Annotated in this window: 18 protein-coding genes and 2 tRNA genes; 8 read left to right on the top strand and 12 right to left on the bottom strand. The window is 71.0% G+C overall.

Annotated features, from left to right (window positions below):
- Positions 1 to 21: 21 nt before the first annotated feature.
- The 4 genes from tig to IR155_RS00805 all read right to left on the bottom strand — a co-directional run bounded on the left by tig (position 22) and on the right by IR155_RS00805 (position 2,686).
- Positions 22 to 1,485: a trigger factor gene (tig, locus tag IR155_RS00820; RefSeq protein WP_135112182.1), complete on the bottom strand. Its 1,464-nt coding sequence runs from the start codon at positions 1,483 to 1,485 to the stop codon at positions 22 to 24.
- A gap of 75 nt (positions 1,486 to 1,560) precedes the next feature.
- Positions 1,561 to 1,634: transfer RNA gene (locus IR155_RS00815), tRNA-Pro, on the bottom strand.
- A 65-nt stretch (positions 1,635 to 1,699) separates the two neighbouring features.
- Complete coding sequence (locus IR155_RS00810; protein ID WP_209306713.1) at positions 1,700 to 2,521, bottom strand: aminoglycoside phosphotransferase family protein; 822 nt, start codon at positions 2,519 to 2,521, stop codon at positions 1,700 to 1,702.
- A 91-nt stretch (positions 2,522 to 2,612) separates the two neighbouring features.
- Positions 2,613 to 2,686, bottom strand: a tRNA-Gly gene (locus IR155_RS00805).
- Between the two features lie 234 nt (positions 2,687 to 2,920).
- Between IR155_RS00805 and IR155_RS00800 the strand changes: the two genes are divergently transcribed.
- The gene (locus IR155_RS00800) at positions 2,921 to 3,103 is read left to right on the top strand and encodes a hypothetical protein (protein WP_135112180.1); all 183 of its coding nucleotides are present in this window, start codon (positions 2,921 to 2,923) and stop codon (positions 3,101 to 3,103) included.
- Positions 3,104 to 3,157: 54 nt separating this feature from the next.
- Positions 3,158 to 6,055, top strand: a complete 2,898-nt coding sequence (locus tag IR155_RS00795; protein WP_135112178.1) for a helix-turn-helix transcriptional regulator — start codon at positions 3,158 to 3,160, stop codon at positions 6,053 to 6,055.
- Positions 6,056 to 6,060: 5 nt separating this feature from the next.
- Here the strand turns inward: IR155_RS00795 and IR155_RS00790 are convergent, their stop codons facing one another.
- Complete coding sequence (locus IR155_RS00790) at positions 6,061 to 6,615, bottom strand: gamma carbonic anhydrase family protein (RefSeq protein WP_135112176.1); 555 nt, start codon at positions 6,613 to 6,615, stop codon at positions 6,061 to 6,063.
- 203 nt (positions 6,616 to 6,818) lie between these two features.
- Here IR155_RS00790 and IR155_RS00785 point away from each other — a divergent pair, with 203 nt between their 5' ends.
- Positions 6,819 to 7,304 carry a Dps family protein gene (locus IR155_RS00785; protein WP_135112174.1) on the top strand — a complete coding sequence of 162 codons (486 nt, stop codon included), beginning with the start codon at positions 6,819 to 6,821 and terminating at the stop codon, positions 7,302 to 7,304.
- Between the two features lie 66 nt (positions 7,305 to 7,370).
- On the opposite strand, the gene IR155_RS00780 is transcribed toward IR155_RS00785, so the two are convergent.
- The 6 genes from IR155_RS00780 to IR155_RS00755 all read right to left on the bottom strand — a co-directional run bounded on the left by IR155_RS00780 (position 7,371) and on the right by IR155_RS00755 (position 13,073).
- Positions 7,371 to 8,888 (bottom strand): amidohydrolase, encoded by a 1,518-nt coding sequence (locus tag IR155_RS00780; RefSeq protein ID WP_135112172.1) that lies wholly within the window; start codon positions 8,886 to 8,888, stop codon positions 7,371 to 7,373.
- Positions 8,885 to 9,538, bottom strand: coding sequence for an FMN-binding negative transcriptional regulator (locus tag IR155_RS00775; protein ID WP_135112170.1), 654 nt, complete (start codon positions 9,536 to 9,538; stop codon positions 8,885 to 8,887). The genes IR155_RS00780 and IR155_RS00775 overlap by 4 nt, the downstream gene beginning before the upstream one ends.
- A gap of 111 nt (positions 9,539 to 9,649) precedes the next feature.
- Positions 9,650 to 10,213, bottom strand: a complete 564-nt coding sequence (locus IR155_RS00770; RefSeq protein WP_233441050.1) for a GNAT family N-acetyltransferase — start codon at positions 10,211 to 10,213, stop codon at positions 9,650 to 9,652.
- Positions 10,192 to 11,220, bottom strand: a complete 1,029-nt coding sequence (locus IR155_RS00765; RefSeq protein WP_135112168.1) for an Fpg/Nei family DNA glycosylase — start codon at positions 11,218 to 11,220, stop codon at positions 10,192 to 10,194. Before IR155_RS00765 ends, IR155_RS00770 begins: the two co-directional genes overlap by 22 nt.
- On the bottom strand, positions 11,220 to 11,738 hold the full coding sequence (locus tag IR155_RS00760; protein WP_135112166.1) for a ribose-5-phosphate isomerase: 519 nt from the start codon (positions 11,736 to 11,738) through the stop codon (positions 11,220 to 11,222). The genes IR155_RS00765 and IR155_RS00760 overlap by 1 nt, the downstream gene beginning before the upstream one ends.
- Before the next feature lie 93 nt (positions 11,739 to 11,831).
- Positions 11,832 to 13,073, bottom strand: a complete 1,242-nt coding sequence (locus tag IR155_RS00755; protein ID WP_135112164.1) for a ferrochelatase — start codon at positions 13,071 to 13,073, stop codon at positions 11,832 to 11,834.
- Between the two features lie 157 nt (positions 13,074 to 13,230).
- On the opposite strand from IR155_RS00755, the gene pepN reads away from it, so the two are divergent.
- From pepN to IR155_RS00740, 3 genes are all read left to right on the top strand, one after another.
- Complete coding sequence (gene pepN / locus IR155_RS00750; protein WP_135112162.1) at positions 13,231 to 15,780, top strand: aminopeptidase N; 2,550 nt, start codon at positions 13,231 to 13,233, stop codon at positions 15,778 to 15,780.
- Positions 15,781 to 15,865: 85 nt separating this feature from the next.
- A complete protein-coding gene (locus IR155_RS00745; RefSeq protein WP_135112160.1) occupies positions 15,866 to 17,068 on the top strand; it encodes a mechanosensitive ion channel family protein in 1,203 nt (400 codons plus the stop codon).
- Positions 17,069 to 17,096: 28 nt separating this feature from the next.
- Complete coding sequence (locus IR155_RS00740) at positions 17,097 to 17,525, top strand: globin (protein ID WP_322783503.1); 429 nt, start codon at positions 17,097 to 17,099, stop codon at positions 17,523 to 17,525.
- Positions 17,526 to 17,732: 207 nt separating this feature from the next.
- Here IR155_RS00740 and IR155_RS00735 read toward each other — a convergent pair whose 3' ends face one another.
- Positions 17,733 to 18,398, bottom strand: coding sequence for a hypothetical protein (locus IR155_RS00735; RefSeq protein WP_135112156.1), 666 nt, complete (start codon positions 18,396 to 18,398; stop codon positions 17,733 to 17,735).
- A gap of 92 nt (positions 18,399 to 18,490) precedes the next feature.
- Here IR155_RS00735 and IR155_RS00730 point away from each other — a divergent pair, with 92 nt between their 5' ends.
- Both IR155_RS00730 and IR155_RS00725 read left to right on the top strand, forming a co-directional pair.
- Positions 18,491 to 19,366, top strand: a complete 876-nt coding sequence (locus tag IR155_RS00730) for an acyl-CoA thioesterase (RefSeq protein ID WP_135112155.1) — start codon at positions 18,491 to 18,493, stop codon at positions 19,364 to 19,366.
- Positions 19,367 to 19,375: 9 nt separating this feature from the next.
- Complete coding sequence (locus IR155_RS00725; RefSeq protein ID WP_135112153.1) at positions 19,376 to 20,311, top strand: S41 family peptidase; 936 nt, start codon at positions 19,376 to 19,378, stop codon at positions 20,309 to 20,311.
- The last annotated feature ends 6 nt before the right edge of the window (positions 20,312 to 20,317 follow it).

Here is a 20,317-nt window from a genome sequence, read left to right as displayed (position 1 = left end):
CCCCCTCGCGGGCGCTGCGGCTTACTCGGCCGCGGGCTCCTCGGTCTTCTTCTTGCGGGTGCGCTTCGGCTTCTCCTCGGCGGGGGCCTCCTCAGCGGCGGCCTCCTCGGCCGGGGCGGCCTTCTTCTTGGTCGCGCGCTTCGGCTTCTCCTCGGCGGCGGGCTCCTCGACCGGCGCCTCGGCCTCGACCTCGTCGGCCTCGACCTCGTCGGTGGCGGCGAAGCCGGACAGGTCGACCGCCTGGCCGTTGCTGTCGACGACCTCGACCTTGCCGAGGACGATCGCGAGCGCCTTGTTGCGCGCGACGTCGCCGATCACCGACTGCAGCTGGTTGCCCTGCTGCAGCGCCTCGATGAACTGCTGCGGCGCCATGCCGTACTGACCCGACATCTGGATCAGGTACTGCGTGAACTCGTCCTGCGAGACCTGGACCTCGAGCTTCTCGGCGATCGCGTCGAGCAGCATCTGCGTGCGGAACTGCTTCTCGCTCGCCTCGGTCACCTCGGCGCGGTGGACGTCGTCCTCGAGCCGGTTCTCCTGCTCGAGGTGCTGGTGCACCTCGTCCTCGACGAGCTGCGCGGGCACCGGGATGTCGGCCTTCTCGAGCAGCGTCTCGATGAGCTTGTCGCGCGCGGCGGAGCCCTGCGAGAAGGCACCGCGCGAGGCGACCTGCTCGCGCAGGCTGTCGCGCAGCTCGGCGATCGTGTCGAACTCGCTCGCCATCTGGGCGAAGTCGTCGTCCGCCTCGGGCAGCTCGCGCTCCTTGACGGCCTTGACCGTCACCGCGACCTCTGCCTCCTCGCCGGCGTGGTCACCGCCGACGAGCGTCGAGCGGAAGGTGGTGTCCTCGCCCGCCGTCAGCGAGTCGATGGCCTCGTCGATGCCGGGGAGCAGCTCGCCCGAGCCGACCTCGTACGACACACCCTCGGCGCGGTCGATCTCGGCGCCGTCGATCGTGGCGACGAGGTCGAGCTCGACGAAGTCGCCCTTGGCCGCGGGGCGGTCGACAGGGATCAGCGTGCCGAAGCGCGCGCGCAGACGGTCGAGCTCCTCGTCGAGCGCCGACTCGTCGACCTCGGCGGCGTCGACCGTGATGGTGAGGTCCTCGTAGGACGGGATCTCGAACTCGGGGCGGACGTCGACCTCGACGTCGACGATCAGGTCGCCCGAGAAGTCCTTCTCGTTCGGCCACTCGACGATGTCGGCCGAGGGACGGCCGAGCATCTTCACGTCGTGCTCGGCGACGGCGGCGCGGAAGAAGCCGTCGAGGCCCTCGTTGACGGCGTGCTCCATGACGGCGCCGCGGCCGACGCGCTGGTCGATGATCGGAGCGGGCACCTTGCCCTTGCGGAAGCCGGGGACCTGCACGTCCTGAGCGATGTGCTCGTAGGCGTGCTGGATGCTCGGCTTGAGCTCCTCGGGGCTGACCGTGATGTGCAGCTTCACCCGGGTCGGGCTGAGCTTCTCGACGGTGCTGGTGACCATAGGGGTTCGTTCTCCTCGTGACTCCTCCCGCGCGCAGGCCGCGCGACGGGATCGTAGGTCTGTGTGGGCCGATCGTCGGGGCGACAGGATTTGAACCTGCGGCCTCCCGCTCCCAAAGCGGGCGCTCTACCAAGCTGAGCTACGCCCCGGGGAGTCCCCACGGGGGACACGAAACGGCCCCGTGAAGTCTAGCCGACGCAGCAGGATCGGCCTCTCACGCTTCCGCCAGCGCTTCGGCGACCATCCTGAGGCCCCGCTGCTCGAGCTCCGGAACCCCGAATGCGAACGACCAGCATGCGGCGGAGATGCCCGCCCGCGTGCGCTGCCGGAACCAGGCCGGCGTGCGGCGCGGATCGGAGCCGTACCCGCGGATGAACGCCTCCTCGCGCTCCGGGCGCCCCACGAACTCGCCCGAGTCGAGCCGCTCGAAGTCCTCGAGCGGCGGGCGGAGATCCGCGCGCCCCCAGTCGATGACCCGCACGGTGCCGGCCTCGTCGATCACCCAGTTCCGCGGCCGCCAGTCCCCGTGCGTCGGAACGCACACGACCTCCGCTTCCGGCCACGACCGGATGAGCCGCCGCAGCCGCGCGGCGTCGTCCGCGGGGATCCGGTGCGGCCTGTCGAGCCAGGCGAGGACCTTGCGGTTCGCGCTGGCCTCGAAGTCTGGGTCGACGACCTCCAGCTGGCCGTGCAGGGCCGCGAGCAGCTCACCCGCCTGCCGATACGTCTCGGGATCCGACACGGCGGGGCCATCCTGCACGAGCGCGCCGGGCAGGTGCTCCGTCACGAGCAGCTTCGCCTCGAGGTCGGCGTGCAGCAGTCGGGCCGCGCGTCCGCGATCGACGAGCGGTGCCGTCCATTCGCGATGGGCGCGGATCTCCCGGGCGATGTGGTGGTCGCCCGGCCCGCCCGCCTTCACGACGACCACACGGTCGCGGTGCGTCACCCTCAGGACCGTCGTCTCCAGCACACCCCATGACATGTCGGCATCCACGCGCGCCCCGGGAAGCCACGCCGCGAGGAGTTCGCGCCGCACGAGTCGAGGCCGGGATCCGGGATGGGCATGCGCCGAGCCTAGGACCGGCCGTGACGCGAAAGCGCCCCGGCTCGGTGAACCGGGGCGCTGATGGAGGGGATGACGGGAATCGAACCCGCGTAATCAGTTTGGAAGACTGAGGCTCTACCATTGAGCTACATCCCCGCGACGCGATCCGAGACGGATCGGGCAGCGCGTAAGAGTCTATCCGATTCCGCGCCGCTCCCTCGACGCGGGCACGCCGCGGAGACCTCGCCGGCGAGCCTGCCGATCCCGTTCCGGCGCCGGAGGGAGTCGCGCCTAAGGCACCGGCGACTCGGAAATAGGGCGATCGTCCGATGCCCCTCCCCCACCTCAGAGACGAGCGTGGAGACATCCGAACAAGGGATGGAGCGGGACATGAGCATCGATCCGATGGCCGTCATCAGGGAGTACGAGCTTCACGTGCGCGAGGCGGAGGAGCACATCGCCCGGCGCCGCGCGCTCGAGGAGCGCCGAGCCGATGAGCGGAGCGCACCGGCGCGGAAGGCAGTGCGGCGGGAGGGCGTCCTGCGCCGGCTGCTTCCTCGCCACGGCGCATGACGGAAGCGGGTCCACCGGGATGTCGGTGGGGGATGTCACGATGGGCGGGTGCGGATGCAGACGTCTGAGCTGATCGGCCGCGATGGCGAGCTGAGCCTTTTGGCGGAGGTGATGGCGGATGTCGTCGCCGGTCGCCCGCGCACGGTCGCGCTCGGGGGCGAGGCAGGCATCGGCAAGACGCGCCTGCTGACCGAGTTCCTCGAACGGCACGCCGGCGCCGCACGTGTGCTCATCGGACGCTGCGTCGACCTCGGCGGTTCCGGCGACGCCTACACGTCGATCGCCGGCGCGCTCCGCCCGCTCATCACGGAGCTCGGCGCGGACGAGGTCAACCGCATGACCGGCGGCCAGCGCGCGATGCACCGCCTCTTCCCGCAGCTCGGCGTCGGAGCCGAGGAGCGAGAGTCGACGCCCGGCGGCCTGCACGAGTCGATCGCACTGCTGCTCGAGGCGGTCGCCGTCGAACGGCCGCTGGTTCTTGTGATCGAGGACCTCCACTGGGTCGATCCCGCGAGCCTCGCGGTGGTGCGGTTCCTCACGCGCGCCCTCAGCGAGGCGCCGATCCTGCTGATCATCTCCTACCGGTCTGAGGACATCGGGCGCGGGCACATCGCGCGCGCGTTCCTCGCCGAGCTCCCCCGCGACCGCCGGGCGCTGCGGATGGATCTGCCGCGGCTCGACAGGGAGTCGACCCGACGGCTGATGCGCGAGCTGCGGGGTGAGGTCCCCGAGGAGACCGCCGTCGACGCGCTTCTCGAGCGCACGGACGGCGTGCCGTTCTACATCGAGGAGCTCATCGACCTCGATGCCTGTGAGGACGGCAGCGCGGGCCTTCCCGACGGCCTGCGCGATCTGCTGCTGCTGCGATACGAGCGTCTGTCGGAGGCCTCGCAGCGCATCGTCCGCCACGTCGCGGTCGGCGGCGTCGAGGTCGAGCACGATCTGCTCGCGGCCGTGCTCGGGCAGGACCCCGACACGCTGGACGCCGCCGCGTGGGAGGCGATCGGCGGGGGCGTGCTGGTGGCCACAGCCACGGGCTACGGGTTCCGGCACGCGCTCATGCGCGAGGCGATCCTGCAGGACTTCCTCCCCGGCGTGCGGGAGCGCCTGCACGAGCGGTACGCGATCGAACTCGAGCGTCGCGCCGCCGAGGGAAGGCCCGCCGCGGCCGCGATCGCTCACCACTGGTCGGGCGCCCGCAACGCATCGCGCGCGTTCCCGGCCTGGCTGCAGGCGATGCGGGAGGCCCGGGCCGCGCTCGGCTATGCCTCGGCCGCGCCGAACGCCGAGCGGGCACTGGCTCTCTGGGACCGCGTCGACGACCCGGAGGCCGTGGCGGGGATGACGCGGCGCGAGCTGATGGGCCGCACGGCGACGTACCTGCGCAACGCCGGTGACGTCGAGCGCAGCCTCGCCGTGCTGAAACTCGCGCTTGCCGACTGCCCTCCCGGCACGCTCGAGCACGCGCTGCTGCTGAACAACCAGGGGCGCGGGCTCGCCATGCTCGCGCGCCCGGGCGCGATCGAGGTATACCGGGAGGCGCTCGCCACCCTCGACACGCTGGGCGGCGGCCCGAAGGTGGATCTTATGCGCGCCGATGTCATGGTGTCGCTGTCCGGGCGCCTGATGCTGATCGGCGAGGACGAGGATGCGCTGGTGCTGGCCGAGGAGGGCGCGGCGCTCGCCCGTCGCCATGCCGGCTCATCGCTCGGCCGCGAGCAGGGAGTCGACCGGCTGCAGTCGGTGGCCGAGAACCTCGCGGCGCTGTGCCGTGGGCACATGGGGCAGCTCGACGCGGCGGCCGCGGGGCTGGAACGCGCCCGCGAGCTCGCCGGCACCGACGGCCCCGCGCTGCTGCGCTACTGGGTGAACGCCTCCGACCACGCGTACCACCTCGGCGAGCACCGCCGCGCGCTCGCGATCGCGCGGGAGGGTCTCGACGCCGCTCGCCGATACGGCGCCGACCGCACGTCGGGCGTGATCCTCGCCTCGAACGCCGCCGACCCCCTGACGGATCTCGGCCGCTGGAACGAGGCGAGGGAGCTGCTCGAGCGATCGCTCGAGCTCGCGCCCCCTGGGTCGTTCCGGTCCTACCTCGTGCGCGGGATCGCGTGGCTGCAGCTGTGGCAGGGCGACGCGGCCGGCGCGCAGGCATCGATGGCCGACGCGCGCCCGCAGCTCGCGCAGACGTCGCGGTTCGAGGTGCAGTCGCGGCTGAACGTCGGGCACGTCGGTGCGGAGATCGCGCTCGCGCTCGGCGACCTCGCCGGCGCGTGGCGCGACGCGCAGGCGCTGCTCGACGCCGATCCCGCCCGGCTGCATCCGGGGCACGTTCCGCCGTTCTCCTGGACCGTGGCGCGGGTGATCTCGCGGATGCGCGATGCCGGCCAGACGGAGGTCGATCTCGAGGGCGCGGCCGCCACGCTGCGCGACATCCTCGATCGAGCCTCCGCGTGGTGGCCGACGCACGCGGTCTGGAGCCCGGCGGTCGATGCCGAGCTGCGGCCGACACACGCCGCGTGGGACGCGGCCCTGGCGGCATCCGAGAGCGAGCGCGCCCCCGTCTACCTGCGACCGGCGGCCCTGCTCCGCTCCGCCGAGTGGCTGCTCGCGGTCGGTGACCGTGCCGCGGCGCGCGAGCGCCTGGACGAGACCCTCGCGGAGGCGGCGGAGCGGGACGTCACGTCCATCCGGAACGCGGCGCTCGCCCTCGGCCGCTCATCCGGCCTGCTTCGCGAGGCGACGACGCGCACGGTGGCAGAGGGGCTCACCGAACGCGAACGGCAGGTGGTCGAGCTGGTCGCCGCGGGCCTGAGCAACAAGCAGATCGGCGAGCGGCTGTTCATCAGCGGCAAGACGGCGAGCGTTCACGTCTCGGCGATCCTGCGCAAGCTCGGCGCCGCGAATCGTGCCGAGGCAGCGCACCTCGCGCGCGACCTCATCGCGCGCTGAGTTCCTCAGCCGGCGGCGAGCCCCGCGGCATGCCGCTCGGCGTGGGCGAGATAGGCGACGGCGTTCTCGCGCAGCCCCGCGACCTCGTCGTCCGTGAGCTCGCGGCGCACCTTCGCCGGCACGCCGGCGACGAGCGATCTGGGCGGGATCTGCGTGCCCTCGAGCACGACCGCGCCCGCTGCCACGAGGCTGCCCTCGCCGATCACGGCCCCCGACAGCACGACGCTTCCCATGCCGATCAGGGCACCGTCGCCGATCGTGCAGCCGTGCACCACGGCGTTGTGCCCGACCGACACGTACTCGCCGATGTCGACAGGGTTGGACGCGTCGACGTGCACCGAGACGTTGTCCTGCACGTTGCTGAACGCGCCGATCGAGATCCCGGCGACATCGCCGCGGAGCACGGCGTTGTACCAGACGCTCGCGCGCTCGCCGATAGAGACCGACCCGATCACCCGTGCGCCGTCCGCGACGAAGGCGTCGGGATGGAGCGCCGGGAGGTCCTCGTCGCCCGTCGGAGAGCTCAGCGGCAGGATCGATGCATGCAGAGACACGGCCATGCGCCGACTCTACGACGTCGACCCGTTCCGTGCGGCCGCCACCGCTGTCAAGCCCCACCGGCGCGGTGAGGTATGGCTTGCCTATGTTTTCCCAGATGAGGCAGTGATTAGCCGAGCCTTGGCTTGCTTGCGGAATGCCCGAACGCGAGTAGCGTTGTACTCACCGACCGGCTCTCGCGCCGGAACACTTCGGAGGGATTGACATGAGCAGCAACCAGACCATCGCCACCACCGCCGCCGACCCGACTGTCGCCGCGGGGGCATCGCAGTTCCTCTCCCCCGTCGTCCTGGGCCTGCAGGCGCTCACCGTCAACGGCAAGCAGGCGCACTGGCACGTGCGCGGCGCGAACTTCATCGGCGTGCACGAGTTCCTCGACACGCTTGTCGCACACGCCGGTGCGTGGGCCGACGAGGCCGCCGAGCGCATCGTGGCCCTGGGGCTCCCGATCGACGCTCGCCTCGAGACCGTCGCTCAGAAGGCCGCGGGCACCACCGTCGCCGCGGGCTTCTCGCAGTCGACCGAGACCATCCGCGCCATCGTGGCCGACATCGACAAGGTGATCGCCGACCTCGACGCCGCGATCGACGGCCTCGACGAGATCGACCTCACCAGCCAGGACGTCGCGATCGGCATCAAGGCCGGCCTCGAGAAGGACCGCTGGTTCCTCGTGGCGCACATCGCCGAGTAATCAGCCACCACACATCGAAGGGCTCCGGATCTGATCCGGAGCCCTTCGTCGTGTTCGTCGTCGCGATCAGGCGACGTGCGTGAGGCGTCCGCCGATCATCGTCGCGTGCACGGGCATCGTGCGCAGTCGCTCCTCACCCGCGGTGAGCGGATCGTCCGCGACGATCGCGAGATCCGCGAGCGCGCCGGGCTCGATCCGGGCCGAGTGGCGTGACCCGCCATAGGTGGATGCCGCCAGCGCGGTCTCTGCGTCGAGCCGCTCCTCGGGACGCCACGCGGGGCGATCATCGTGCGTGCGGAACACCGCGGCCGCCATCGAGACCCACGGGTCCAACGGGGCGACCGGCGCATCCGAGCCGAGCAGGATGTTCGCTCCCGCGTCGCGCAGCGACCGCAGCGGGAAGGCGAGCGCCGTCTGCGACGCCCACAGCGTCTCGGTGAGTTCCCGATCGTCGATGGCGTGCTCCGGCTGCACGCTCGCCCCGACGCCGAGCCGCGCGAACCGCGCGAGGTCGGCGTGCCGCACGAGCTGTGCGTGTTCGATCCGCCCGACCGCGCCCGTCGAGGCGAAGGCGTCGAGGGCGTGCGAGTTCGCGAGATCGCCGATCGCGTGGATCGCGCACCCGATGCCGGCGGCGGTGGCGGCGGTCATGAGCTCGACGAGGACTTCGGGCGAGACCGTGAGCATCCCATGGTTGTGCGGGTCGTCGCCGTACCCGTGCGAGCACGCGGCGGTCCGGGTGCCGAGCGAGCCGTCGGTGATCACCTTCAGCGGGCCCACCCGCACGAGCTCCGTGTCCGCGTCACGCAGCGGATCGCCCGACTGCAGTCCGAGACCGATCGCGCGCTCGAGGTGCTGCGGGTAGATGCCGAAGTCCACGCGCAGGCTGTCGAAGCCGCCGGCCACGCGGCGCTGCCAGGGCTCCTCGTTCCAGGTCATGTCCAGGTCGACGCAGCCGACGACTCCGCGGGCCGCGGCAGCCAGCGCCGCGCGCCCCACGGCGGCGTCCGCGTCCGCGACCGGCACGTCGTTCAGGATGCGGGCGACCGCGAACGCGTCGTCCTCGCGCACGAAGCCGCTCGCATCCGGTGCGAATCCCTCCCGCCGCAGCGCGGCCGAGTTCAACCACGCCGAGTGCAGATCGAGGTTGAGGATGTACGTCGGCACGTCGCCGGTGGCGGCGTCCAGCAGCGCCACGGTCGCGGGATCCGCCCACAGCGCGTCGCGCATGTCGACGGCGATGCGCCGGCCGTCGGAGCGCACCGGGGCGCGCGCCGCAAGAGCCGCGGTGTCGGCCGCGGTCTGCGCCTCCCGTACCGAGAAGCGTTCGACCCCGAGCGCCCACTGCAGCATGTGCACGTGGTGATCCCAGAGCCCGGGGATCAGCCACCCGCCCTCCGCGTTCAGCACGCTCCCACGGCGCGGCAGTGCGCCGGCGGGCGCGATGTCGGCGATCAGCCCGTCGGCGAGGATCACGTCGTAGAGCGCGTCGTCGTCCACGCCGGCGAACGGCAGCAGCTCGCGTCCCTCCCCGGTGATCCGCGCGTCCGCGATGACGTCGACCCGGGTGCCGCGCGCGGTCATCCGGCGTCCCCGGCGCGGGCGGCCGCGCGGGCGTCCTGCGAACGGCGCATCTCCGCCGCCAGGGCGGGGTTGCGGAACGGTCCGTCGCCGGACAGCTCGCCGATGATCGTCTCGACCACGTCGTCGGGCCGGTTCTGGCTCAGCTTGCGCTTGGCGACCACCTTCGTCGGGGTGAGCCGGAAGCCGACGGTGCCGCGCTCGAGCTTCGTGACGAAGTCGGCGTCGTTGGGGCGCTCCCACATCATCCGCGGATCCGGCATGCGCGACTCGAAGCGCGCGACGAGCCTGTCGAGCACGGCGAGGTTCTCCTCTGCGCTCAGGATCTCGGGGACGCCGCTCAGATGGGCGGAGACGAAGTTCCACGTCGGCACGGCGGGGCCGTCGCCGTACCAGTTCGGCGAGATGTACCCGTGGGGGCCCTGAACCACCACAAGCAGCTCGCGCTCGCCGAGCCCGTGGATCGCGTCGTCCGGGCGCCCGACGTGCCCGACGATCGTGAGGTCATCGCGCTCTTCGTCGAGCAGCACCGCGTAGTGCGAGGCGGTGAGGCCCTCGGGCGTCGCGCTCACGAGCGTGACCCACGGGTTGCGGTCGATCAGGCGGCGCAGTTCGGCCACATCCGTGAAGGCGAAGCTCGGGTTCTGACGCATGGATCCGATCGTACGGCGGAGCAGGGGCCCCGGACGCCGCGCGACGGGACCACCGCGATAGCCGCACCTGTTCGCCCACCGCGAACGGGCGTTCGTCGAGCCACAGGCGAATCAGGACCGGAGGACGTCCAGCTGCTCGGGGGTCACGTCGCGATCGGTGTAGATCAGGCGCACCGCGTCCGGATCCGGATTGCCCTCATCCGGCCCACGCCAGGCGAGGCGCAGCCCCAGCTTCTCGGCGACGGCTTTCGAGGCGAGGTTGTGCTCGAGCAGGATCGCCGAGATCGGGATGTCGGGATCGATGTGGGTGGCCGCGCCCATGCCGGCGCGCGCGATCTCCGTCGCGAAGCCGCGGCCCTGGTACGCCGGATCGATCCGGTAGTAGATGTTCCAGGCGGTCGCCTCGCGCAGGCGGCAGCCGCCGATGCCGACGTAGTCGCCCGAGCTGCGCAGCCGCGCGGTCCAATAGCCGACGCCGTGGCGCCAGTCGTCGATGTACGCCTCGACCATCTCGCGCGTGCGGAGGAGCGTCCGGTGCCGACCCGAGGGAAGGTGACGCCAGACCGCCGGATCGGCGTGGAGCCGGTGGATCTCGGGAAGGTCGTCCCTGGACACCGGCGAGAGCATCAGCTCGCCGGTGACGAACGGCTCGGTCAGCGCTGACACTGCGGGCACCAGTAGAGCTTGCGCGCCTGCATCTCCTCGAGCACGATCTCGGTACCGCAGACGCGACACGGGAGGCCGGCGCGGTGGTAGACCCAGTGGCGGTCGTCGCGGTGGGCCATGGCCTTCCGCCACTCGTCACCTTCAAGCCCGTCCATCGTCATCATCTGCCCGGTCTCTACGCCGATGCGGATCAGCTCGACCCAGTCGCGCCACAGTCCGCGCACGATCTCCTCAGGGATCGCCCTGCCCGGCGTGTGCGGGTCGAGGTTCGCGCGGAACAGCATCTCGGCGCGGTACACGTTGCCGATGCCGCTGACGACCGACTGATCCATGAGGAGCTGGCCGATCGCGACGTTGCGGCGGCGCACCGCCTGGACGAACCGCTCCTCGTTCTCGCGCGGGTCGCCAACGAGCGGGTCGGGGCCGAGCCGGGCGATCACGGCGGCGACCTGCTCCGGCGTCTCGACCACGCAGGCGGTGGGGCCGCGCAGATCGGCGCAGGTGACGTCGGTCATGAGCCGAAGCCGCACCTGCCCCACGACCGGCGGCGGCCACTCCGAACCGGCGGCCTCGAGGCCATCCGCCTCGTCCAGCCCCTTCGTCTGCTCGGACATGCGCACATGGACCCGCGTCCGGCGCGGGGCGCCGATCGACGCGAGCGAGTTCTCACCGGCGTCGTCGAAGATCGGTGCGTCATCCGGCGTCGCGAGGTCGGTGCCGCGCTGATTCGTCTGGCCCATCCGGCCGTTCGCGGACGCGATCGTCGGATCGACGAGGATCTCCCCCGCGAAGTCCCATGCGCCGTAGAGGCCGAGGTGCACGCGCAGCCACAGGTCGCCGTCGAACTCCATGAACATCTGCTTGCCGACGGCACGCACCGTCGTCGGCGTGCAGCCGTCGAGCTGCGCGGCACCGTCGGCGAAGCGCCCCTGCGGGCTCGAGGCACGGACGGGACGGCCGACGAAGTTCCGCGCGAACTGCCGCGCGATGCGATGGACGGAGTGACCCTCTGGCATCAGGTGCGAGGCCCGCCGGCCTCCGGCTGCTCATCCGCTCGCGGATCCGGAAGCAGCGAGCCGTCCGTCTCGTAGGCCGCGATCTGCGCGATGCGGCGCACGTGGCGCTCGTCCTGCGAGAACGGCGTCTCGATGAAGCGGTCGATGAAGCGCACGACATCCTCGAACGCGTGCTGGCGCGCGCCGATCGCGATCACGTTGGCGTCGTTGTGCTCGCGGGCGAGCTCGGCGGTCGCGATGCTCCACACCAAGGCGGCGCGCACTCCCTCGACCTTGTTCGCCGCGATCTGCTCGCCGTTGCCGGAACCGCCGAACACGATGCCCAGCGCCGGGACGCCGGCACGCTGATCCACGACGACAGCCTGCGCCGCGCGGATGCAGAACGCGGGGTAGTCGTCGACGGGGTCGTACTCGATCGGCCCGTGGTCGACGACCTCGTGGCCCTGCCCCGCCAGGTGGTGCTGCAGCTGGGTGGAGAACTCGAGGCCCGCGTGGTCGGTCGCGATATGGATGCGCATGAGGTCGATCCTAGATTCTCGTTGGCGGCTTGCCACGAACCGCCCCGTCGGTCGTTGAGCGAGCGAAGAGCCGAAGCGCCCTGCCGGGCCGGGTTATGGCAGGAGACCGGCCGCCGCGGGCTTGAATCCGGCACGGACGTTCTCGCAGCACCCCGGGCGGCAGATGTCGAACCATGGTCCGAGTGCCGTGCGATGCGGCCGCTCGGCGGCGGGCGTGCCCGTCAGTCGCTCCTCGACCAGATCCACCAGCCCGGAGACGTAAACCGGATCCACGCCTGGCGTGGGCGTGCGCACCGCGCGGATGCCGGCTTCCGCCGCCGACTCCATCGCCTCGTTGTCGAGATCCCACATGACCTCCATGTGGTCGCTGACGAAGCCGAGCGGAACGATGGCGACTGCCTCGATGTCGGCCGCGGGAAGCTCAGCGATCACGTCGTTGATGTCGGGCTCGAGCCAAGGCTGCGAGGCGGGACCCGAGCGCGACTGGTAGACGAGCTTCCACGTCACGTCGGCGGCTTGGGGGACGCGCGTCGCGATGTCCGCCATGACGACCTCCGCGACTGCGAGGTGCTGCGCCTCGTATGCGCCACCATCGCCCCACTCGACATCGCGCGGGCCTGAGCGCTGGGCGTCCTGCATCGGGACGCTGTGCGTCGAGAACAGCACCTGGACGCGCTCGGGCGCGACGCCGTCCGACAGGAAGCCGCGCACCGCGGCTTCGACGCCGTCGATGAAGGGCTGCACGAATCCGGGGTGGTCGAAGAACTGACGGACCTTGTCGATGGTGACGCGGTCACCCAACCCGGTGTCGGACAGCACTCGAGCAAAGTCCTCGCGGTACTGCCGGCAGCTCGAGAACGAGCTGTAGGCGCTGGTCGCAATAGCCAGGAGACGTCGGTCACCCGCCGCGTCCGCGGCGGTCACGGCTTCGTCGAGGTACGGCGCCCAGTTGCGATTTCCCCAGTACACCGGCAGATCGAGACCCCGGCGTGCGATCTCGCCCTCGATGGCCTCCTTCAGCGCTCGGTTCTGTGCGTTGATGGGACTGACGCCTCCGAAGTGGCGATAGTGAGTGGCCACCTCCTCCAGCCGCTCGTCCGGGATACCCCGGCCACGGGTGACGTTGCGGAGGAAGGGGATGACGTCATCCTGGCCCTCGGGTCCGCCGAAGCTGGCGAGCAAGATCGCGTCGTACGCGACGGCGTTCTCGATGTGCGGCGCTCCGGTGGATGCCTCGGGCGAGGCGAACAGAGGCCCCCGCTGCTCGACCGTTGCGGTGGCGGGGTTCGATCCGGGAGTCTGGTTCTCGTCGCGCTGCTCGTTCACGTCCTCCATTTTCGCACCTCTGTAGAAGTCGGGACGACATCCCGCGTGACCCGCGCCGCCAGGGCGGTGGCCGTGCCCAGCGACGGACGACGTAGTCTTGTCGGGTTGCCGCAGGCGTCACCCATGCCTGCGCGTCCCCCGACCCTCACCCCACGGGAGCTCAGCAGTGCCTGGAGAGAACCTCACCCGGAACGAAGCGCACGAGCGCCGCACCGTCATCGACACCCGCTCCTACGAGGTCGCGCTCGATCTCACAAAGGGCGCGGAGGTGTTCGGCTCGCGCAGCGTCGTCCGGTTCGCCGCAGCCCCCGGCGCATCGACCTTCATCGACCTGATCGCGCGCGATGTGCGCGAGATCACCCTGAACGGGCGCGATCTCGACCCGGCCGTGGTGTTCGGAGACTCGCGCATCCAGCTCGACGGTCTCGAGGAGGAGAACGAGCTGGTCGTCGACGCCGACTGCCTCTACACGAACACCGGCGAGGGCCTGCATCGCTTCGTCGACCCCGTGGACGGCGAGGTCTACCTGTACTCGCAGTTCGAGGTGCCTGACTCGCGCCGCATGTTCGCCGTGTTCGAGCAGCCCGACCTCAAGGCCACGTTCCAGTTCACGGTGACCGCGCCGGCGAACTGGAAGGTCGTCTCGAACGCGCCGACCCCCGAGCCCATCACGCACGACGAGGGCGCCACCGCGACGTGGGGCTTCGCACCGACGCAGCGGATCTCGTCGTACATCACGGCGCTCATCGCCGGCCCGTACGAGGAGGTCCGTTCCGAGCTGACGAACTCCGAGGGCCGGGTCATCCCGCTCGGCGTGTTCGCCCGCAAGAGCCTGTGGCAGCACGTGGACGCCGACTACATCTTCGAGAAGACCCGCCAGGGCTTCGCGTACTTCGAGGAGAAGTTCGGCTACCCGTACCCGTTCGAGAAGTACGACCAGCTCTTCGTCCCCGAGTTCAACGCCGGAGCGATGGAGAACGCGGGCGCCGTGACCTTCACGGAGGCCTATGTCTTCCGCAGCAAGGTGACCGACGCCGTCAAGGAGCGTCGCGTCGTGACGATCCTGCACGAGCTCGCCCACATGTGGTTCGGCGACCTCGTCACCATGAAGTGGTGGAACGACCTGTGGCTGAACGAGTCGTTCGCCGAGTGGGCGTCCACGATCGCCACCGCCGAGGCCACCGAGTGGACCGAGGCGTGGACCACGTTCAACGCCATGGAGAAGACCTGGGCGTACCGCCAGGATCAGCTTCCCTCCACGCACCCCGTCGTCGCCGAGATCAACGACCTCGAGGACGTCCAGGTCAACTTCGACGGCATCACCTACGCCAAGGGCGGCTCGGTGCTCAAGCAGCTCGCCGCGTGGGTCGGCATCGACGCCTTCTTCTCGGGCGTCGGCGCGTACTTCAAGAAGCACGCGTTCTCGAACACCGAGCTGAGCGATCTGCTCGTCGAGCTCGAGCGCACAAGCGGCCGCGATCTGTCGGGCTGGTCGAAGAAGTGGCTCGAGACCGCGGGGGTCAACACCCTGTCCCCCGTCATCGACGAGTCGGGCGACGGGACGATCTCGCGCTTCGCGATCACCCAGACCGCGCCGGCCGACTACCCGACGATCCGACCGCACCGTCTCGGCATCGGGTTCTACGACCTGAAGGACGGCGCCCTCACGCGCACGCACAGCATCGAGCTGGATGTGGACGGCGACCTCACCGAGGTGCCGCAGCTGAAGGGTCAGCGCCGGCCCGACCTGGTGCTGCTGAACGACCAGGACCTGGCGTACGCCAAGATCCGCCTGGATGACCGATCGCTCGCGACCGCCATCGAGCATCTCGCCGACATCGCCGACCCCCTCGCGCGCTCGCTCGTCTGGGGCGCCGCCTGGGATCAGACCCGCGATGCCGAGTCGTCGGCGAGCGACTACGTGGATCTCGTGCTGCGCAACATCGGCCGCGAGACCGAGTCGACCACCATCCGGACGACGCTCGCTCAGCTGCAGCTCGCGGCCAACACGTACGTCGCTCCGGATCACCGCGACATCACGCGCGCCCGCGTGGCCGACGGCCTGTGGTCGCTCGCTCAGGCCGCCGAGGCCGGCAGTGACGCCCAGCTGCAGTTCGTCACGGCGTTCGCCTCGGCCGCGTCGACGCCGGCGCACTGGGAGATCGTCCGCGGGCTCCGCGCCGGCGAGACCTCCCTCGAGGGCTTGACGATCGACACCGACCTCTCGTGGCAGCTGCTTGTATCGCTCGCCGCGGGCGGCGTCGCCGACGAGGCGACCATCGACGAGGCCCTCGCGGGCGACAACACGGCGAAGGGCGGCGAGTTCGCCGCCCAAGCCCGCGCCGCCATCCCGACGGCCGAGGCGAAGGCCGCGGCTTGGGCCTCGCTCATCGAGAAGGACACGCTGCCGAACACCCTCGTGCGCACGTCCGCCGCGGGCTTCGTACACCCGGCGGGCCGGCACCTGCTCGGCGAGTACGTGGAGAAGTACTTCGCGATGCTGCTTCCCATCTGGGAGGCGCGTTCGTTCACGATCGCCGAGTACCTCTGCGAGCTGCTGTATCCGGCGCCGCTCGCCGACGCCGCGCTGCTCGAGGCGACGCGCGGATGGCTCGCGGCGAACCCCGAGGCCCCCGCCGCGCTGCGTCGCATCGTGATCGAGAACCTGGCGGGCGTCGAGCGCGCTCTCGCCGCCCAGGCGCGCGACGCGGAGTGAGTTCCCTCCGCAGGGCCTGAACATCCCCAGCGAGCCCCGGCGTCACCTCAGGTGGAGCCGGGGCTCGCCGCATACGCTGGAGGGGATGATTCACACCAACACCGATGACACCGCAGAGAAGGTCCTCACGTTCGGCGAACAGGTGCTCGAAGTCCTCGGCGTGATCGGCGGGAAGCTGCTCTGGATCGCGATCACGATCGTGGTCTGCGCGCTGATCGCCTGGGTCCTGCGGCTGCTCGTGCGCCGTGTGGTCGACCGCATCGTGCAGGGCGCCAAGAGCAAGGCGAAAGTCGACGACACGCGCGCCCTCGAGCGGTCGCCGCTGGCAGCCGTCCGGCTCGTTCAGCGCACGCGCACGCTCGGCTCCATCCTGACCAACATCATCAACACGACGGTCGTCATCGTCGCGATCATCCTGATCATCAACATCATCAATGAGAATCTGCTCGGCTCGTTCGCGCTGATCAGCGCGGCCATCGGCGCGGGGCTCGGCTTCGGCGCGCAGAACATCGTGAAGGACGTGCTCAACGGCATGCTGATCGTGGCCGAGGATCAGGTCGGCATCGGCGACGTCGTCGACCTCGGGCTCGCGACCGGCGTCGTCGAGTTCGTGAGCGTGCGCATCACGCACGTCCGCGATGTGAACGGCACGCTCTGGTATGTGCGCAACGGCGAGATCACGCGGATCGGCAACATGTCGCAGGGCTGGTCGCGCGTCGTGATCGACGTCGGGCTCCCCGCCGACATCGACGTGCTCGCCGTCGAGGCGGCGCTCCTCGACACCGCGGAGGAACTCTCGAAGGACCGCCGCTGGCGCACCCGCGTCATCGGCTCCCCCGAGGTCTGGGGCCTGGAGTCCGTGGCGGGCGAGACGCTCAGCATCCGGCTCGTCCTCCGCGCGAAGCCGAGTGCGAAAGACGACGTGGCCCATGAGCTGCGCATGCGACTGCGCGCGACTGTGCACGAGCTCGGTCTCGACCTTCCCTCGCTCGAGACCGTCACCCTCACGGGTGCGGACGGCGCGTTGCGCGTGCGCGGATCGAACCCGCCGCGCACCGAGCCTCAGCCCCTCCCCGAGCGCCCCTCGTGGCGTCCGCTGGGCCGCAAGAAGAAGACGACCGCGCGGGACGAGGCTCCGCTGACGACCCCGCCTCCCGGCGACGAGGGCAGCCAGGACGACGAGCCCGTCGCCGACGGCGAGATCGATGAGAGCGCACCCTCGGCGGACGCCCCGCGCGAGGCGCCCAACGGTGACGGGGACCACCCCGGAAAGGATCGCGCCCTGTGAGCGGACAGACCCTGAACGGAGTGATCCAGTGACCCTCGGCATCCGGCCGGAGGGCCACGACGAGAACCCGTCCATCACCTTCTACGAGGCCGTCGGCGGGCACGACACGTTCGTGAAGCTCGTCGACGTGTTCTACCGCGGCGTCGCGGACGATCCCGTGCTCAAGCCGATGTACCCCGAGGAGGACCTGGGTCCGGCCAAGGAGCGCCTGACGCTGTTCCTCGAGCAGTACTGGGGCGGCCCGACGACGTACAGCGAGACCCGCGGCCACCCGCGTCTGCGCCAGCGGCACTTTCCGTTCCACGTCAATCCCGACGCGCGCGATCGCTGGCTGCGGCACATGCGCACGGCGGTCGACGAGCTCGGCCTCGCGCCCCTCCACGAGGAGACGCTGTGGGACTACCTGCAGCGCGCGGCCCACGCGATGGTGAACACGTTCGAGGAGACTCCTTCGTAGCTCGCTGCGCTCGCGCGTCCCACGCGCTCGGGCACCCGCTTCGCGGATGCCACTCGGCGAGAGACACGACGTCGCTTCGCTCCGTCGGAGGCGTGCGCTGCGCACCCGCAGGGCCGCTTCGCGGCACGCTCACTCCGTTCGCACGGGCACAACGCAAACGGGCACGCGCGCGCGTCTCACGCGCTCGGCACCCGCTTCGGGCACCCCTCACCGGCTTCCGGTCTCCCGCACCGCGGTCATGCCCATCGCGGCCGGCCCACGCGACAGGATGTGGCCACGCTGAAGCGTGACGCGCGTCCAACGGCCCGAGGCGGTGACGCGCGCCTCTTCCTCGCCGCCGATGAAACCGAGCGAGAACGCCGCGAACGCGATGCCGAGCGGCAGGCCGAGCAGGGCGTCATCCGGCATCCCCCAGACGTCGCCGCGGATCGCGCGCACAACGTCCTCGCCGGCATCCTTGGGCATGCGCTCGGCGACCGCCGCGATCCCCCACTGCGCGCGCGAGGCGAGCGTCGCCGCGGAGATCTCGCCGCGAGGCTCCCAGCCGCCCCGCGGCGGCGCGACACCCGCCCACGCGGGGGCCAGGGCGGTCTCGGGAAGCGCGAGGGCCGTGTCGTCATCCGTCTCGGCGAGCTCGCTGACGACGAGGTCGCACTGCAGCTCCGGATCGGCCGCGATGATGCGCATCCCGAGCACCGTGGGCGTGCGGTCGAGCAGGCCGCGGGGCGCAAGTGCCGCCGTCGACATCGCGAGCACGCCGCCCGCGGCCTGCAGGCGCACGCCCTCATCCCCGATCCGGGCGGAACGGCGCGCGAAGGTCAGCGCATCCTGGGCGGAGGGGGCATCGGCGAGCACGAGGCGGGCGGCGGTCACCGGTCAAGCCTAGGTCGCCGCGGGCGCGACGCGGTTGTGAGTGGACGCCAAGCGACACCGGATGGCGCCTCGCGCGAATCTAGACTGGACGGATGACCGACGCCCCCGCATCCGCCGATCCGATCGACGTCCTGCTGGGGGTGCTCGCCATCGGAGAGACCGGCGCCCGCACGAGCGAAGACATCTTCACCGCCTCGTCCCACCCGATGCCGGGTGGCCGCGTCTTCGGCGGTCAGGTGCTCGGCCAGTCGGTGGTCGCCGCCTCGCGGACGCTGCCGCCCGACCGCGCGCCCCACTCGCTCCATGGGTACTTCCTGCGCCCCGGCGACATCGCCAAGCCGCTGACTTTCTCGGTCGACCGCATCCACGACGGCCGCTCGTTCTCGCGCCGCCGCATCCAGGCATTCCAGGAGGGCGAGCCGATCTTCTCCGGCATCGCCTCGTTCCAGGACGACGACCCGGGCTTCGAGCACCAGGTGTCGATGCCCGACGTCCCCGGTCCGGAGGAGCTCCATGGGCCGTCCGATCTCGTCCACGACCGGCCCGAGGCGTCGCTGCTGATCCGGATGAACCCGATCGAGGTGCGCCACGTCGGGTCGGACATCTACCTGTCGGTCGACAAGCCCGAGCCGCGTCAGGCGGTGTGGACCCGCCTGCGCCGCCCGATCGGCGACGATCCGGTGCTTCACCGCGCCGCGCTCGCCTACCTGACCGACTTCACCATCCAGGAATCGGTGCTGCGCGCGCACGGCGTGCCGTGGTCGACGCCGGGCATCCGCACCGCCAGCCTCGATCACGCCATCTGGTGGCACCGCTTCGGCCGCGCGGACGAGTGGATGCTCTACGTCCAGGAGTCGCCGAGCGCGCGCGGCGGCCGCGGGCTGGCGCAGGGAAACCTCTTCTCGCGCGACGGTCGCCTGCTCGCCACGGTCAATCAGGAGATCATGCTGCGCGTCCCCGGCGCGTAGTCTCGGCCCATGCGCCGCCGTCTCGTCGCCCTGTCCGCCCTCGCGGCGGTCCTGACGGGATGCGCGGCGCAGCCGTCACCCGAAGCTCAGGCGTATGCCGAGCACGCGATCGCGCTGATGGACGACGGGCTCTTCGCCACAGGCGACGGCTGGTCGGACGCGAAGCAGCGTGCGGAGGCGCGGATCGAGGCGGCGGACGACATCACCGAGACCTACGACACACTGCGGTCCCTCGCGAGACTCGCCGGAGGGGCGCACTCGGTGTTCCTCGATCCGGATGAAGCGGAAGCGAGCGAAACCCGCGCCGATGAGCTGGAGACCCCGACCGTGGCCGCGAGCGACGGCATCGGGACCCTGACGCTGCCGGCCTTCAACAGCGGTGACGACGACCTCGTGCGCGCTTATCGGGACGCCGCGCTCACGGAGCTGGGCGGTGCCGCCGTGGACTGCGGCTGGATCGTCGATCTGCGCGGCAACGTGGGCGGCAACATGTACCCGATGCTCGCGGCCGTCGCGCCCCTGTTGCCGGACGGGCCGGCCGTCCTGCTGCGGGAACCCGAGGGCGGCGAGGAGGTGACCGCCGTCGGTGACGGCGACCTCATCCTGCCCGGCGGCGACGTGCTGGCGTCGGGGACGGCGTACCGCTGGAGCGGACCGGTCGCCGTGCTCACCGATGCGGGCACCGCGAGTGCGGCCGAGGCGGTGCGCGTCGGCTTCGCGGGGCGCGCCGACACCCGCGTATTCGGGGTGCGGACGGCAGGCGTGCCGACTGGCAACGTCACGCACGAGCTCGACGACGGCGCGAAGCTGGTGCTCACGACTTCCCGGATGGTAGACCGGGACGGCCGTGTCTACGACCGTCGGATCGCTCCGGACGAGGTGACCGATCGCGGCGAGGCGCCGAGCCGCGCCGCCTCTTGGCTCGCGGGAGCCTGCGGACGCTGAGCGCGA

It is taken from the genome of Microbacterium paludicola, from assembly GCF_015235415.1.
GTDB lineage: Bacteria > Actinomycetota > Actinomycetes > Actinomycetales > Microbacteriaceae > Microbacterium > Microbacterium paludicola.
The sequence above is the reverse complement of the archived record's forward strand: the minus strand, read 5'-3'. Positions and strand labels throughout refer to the sequence as shown.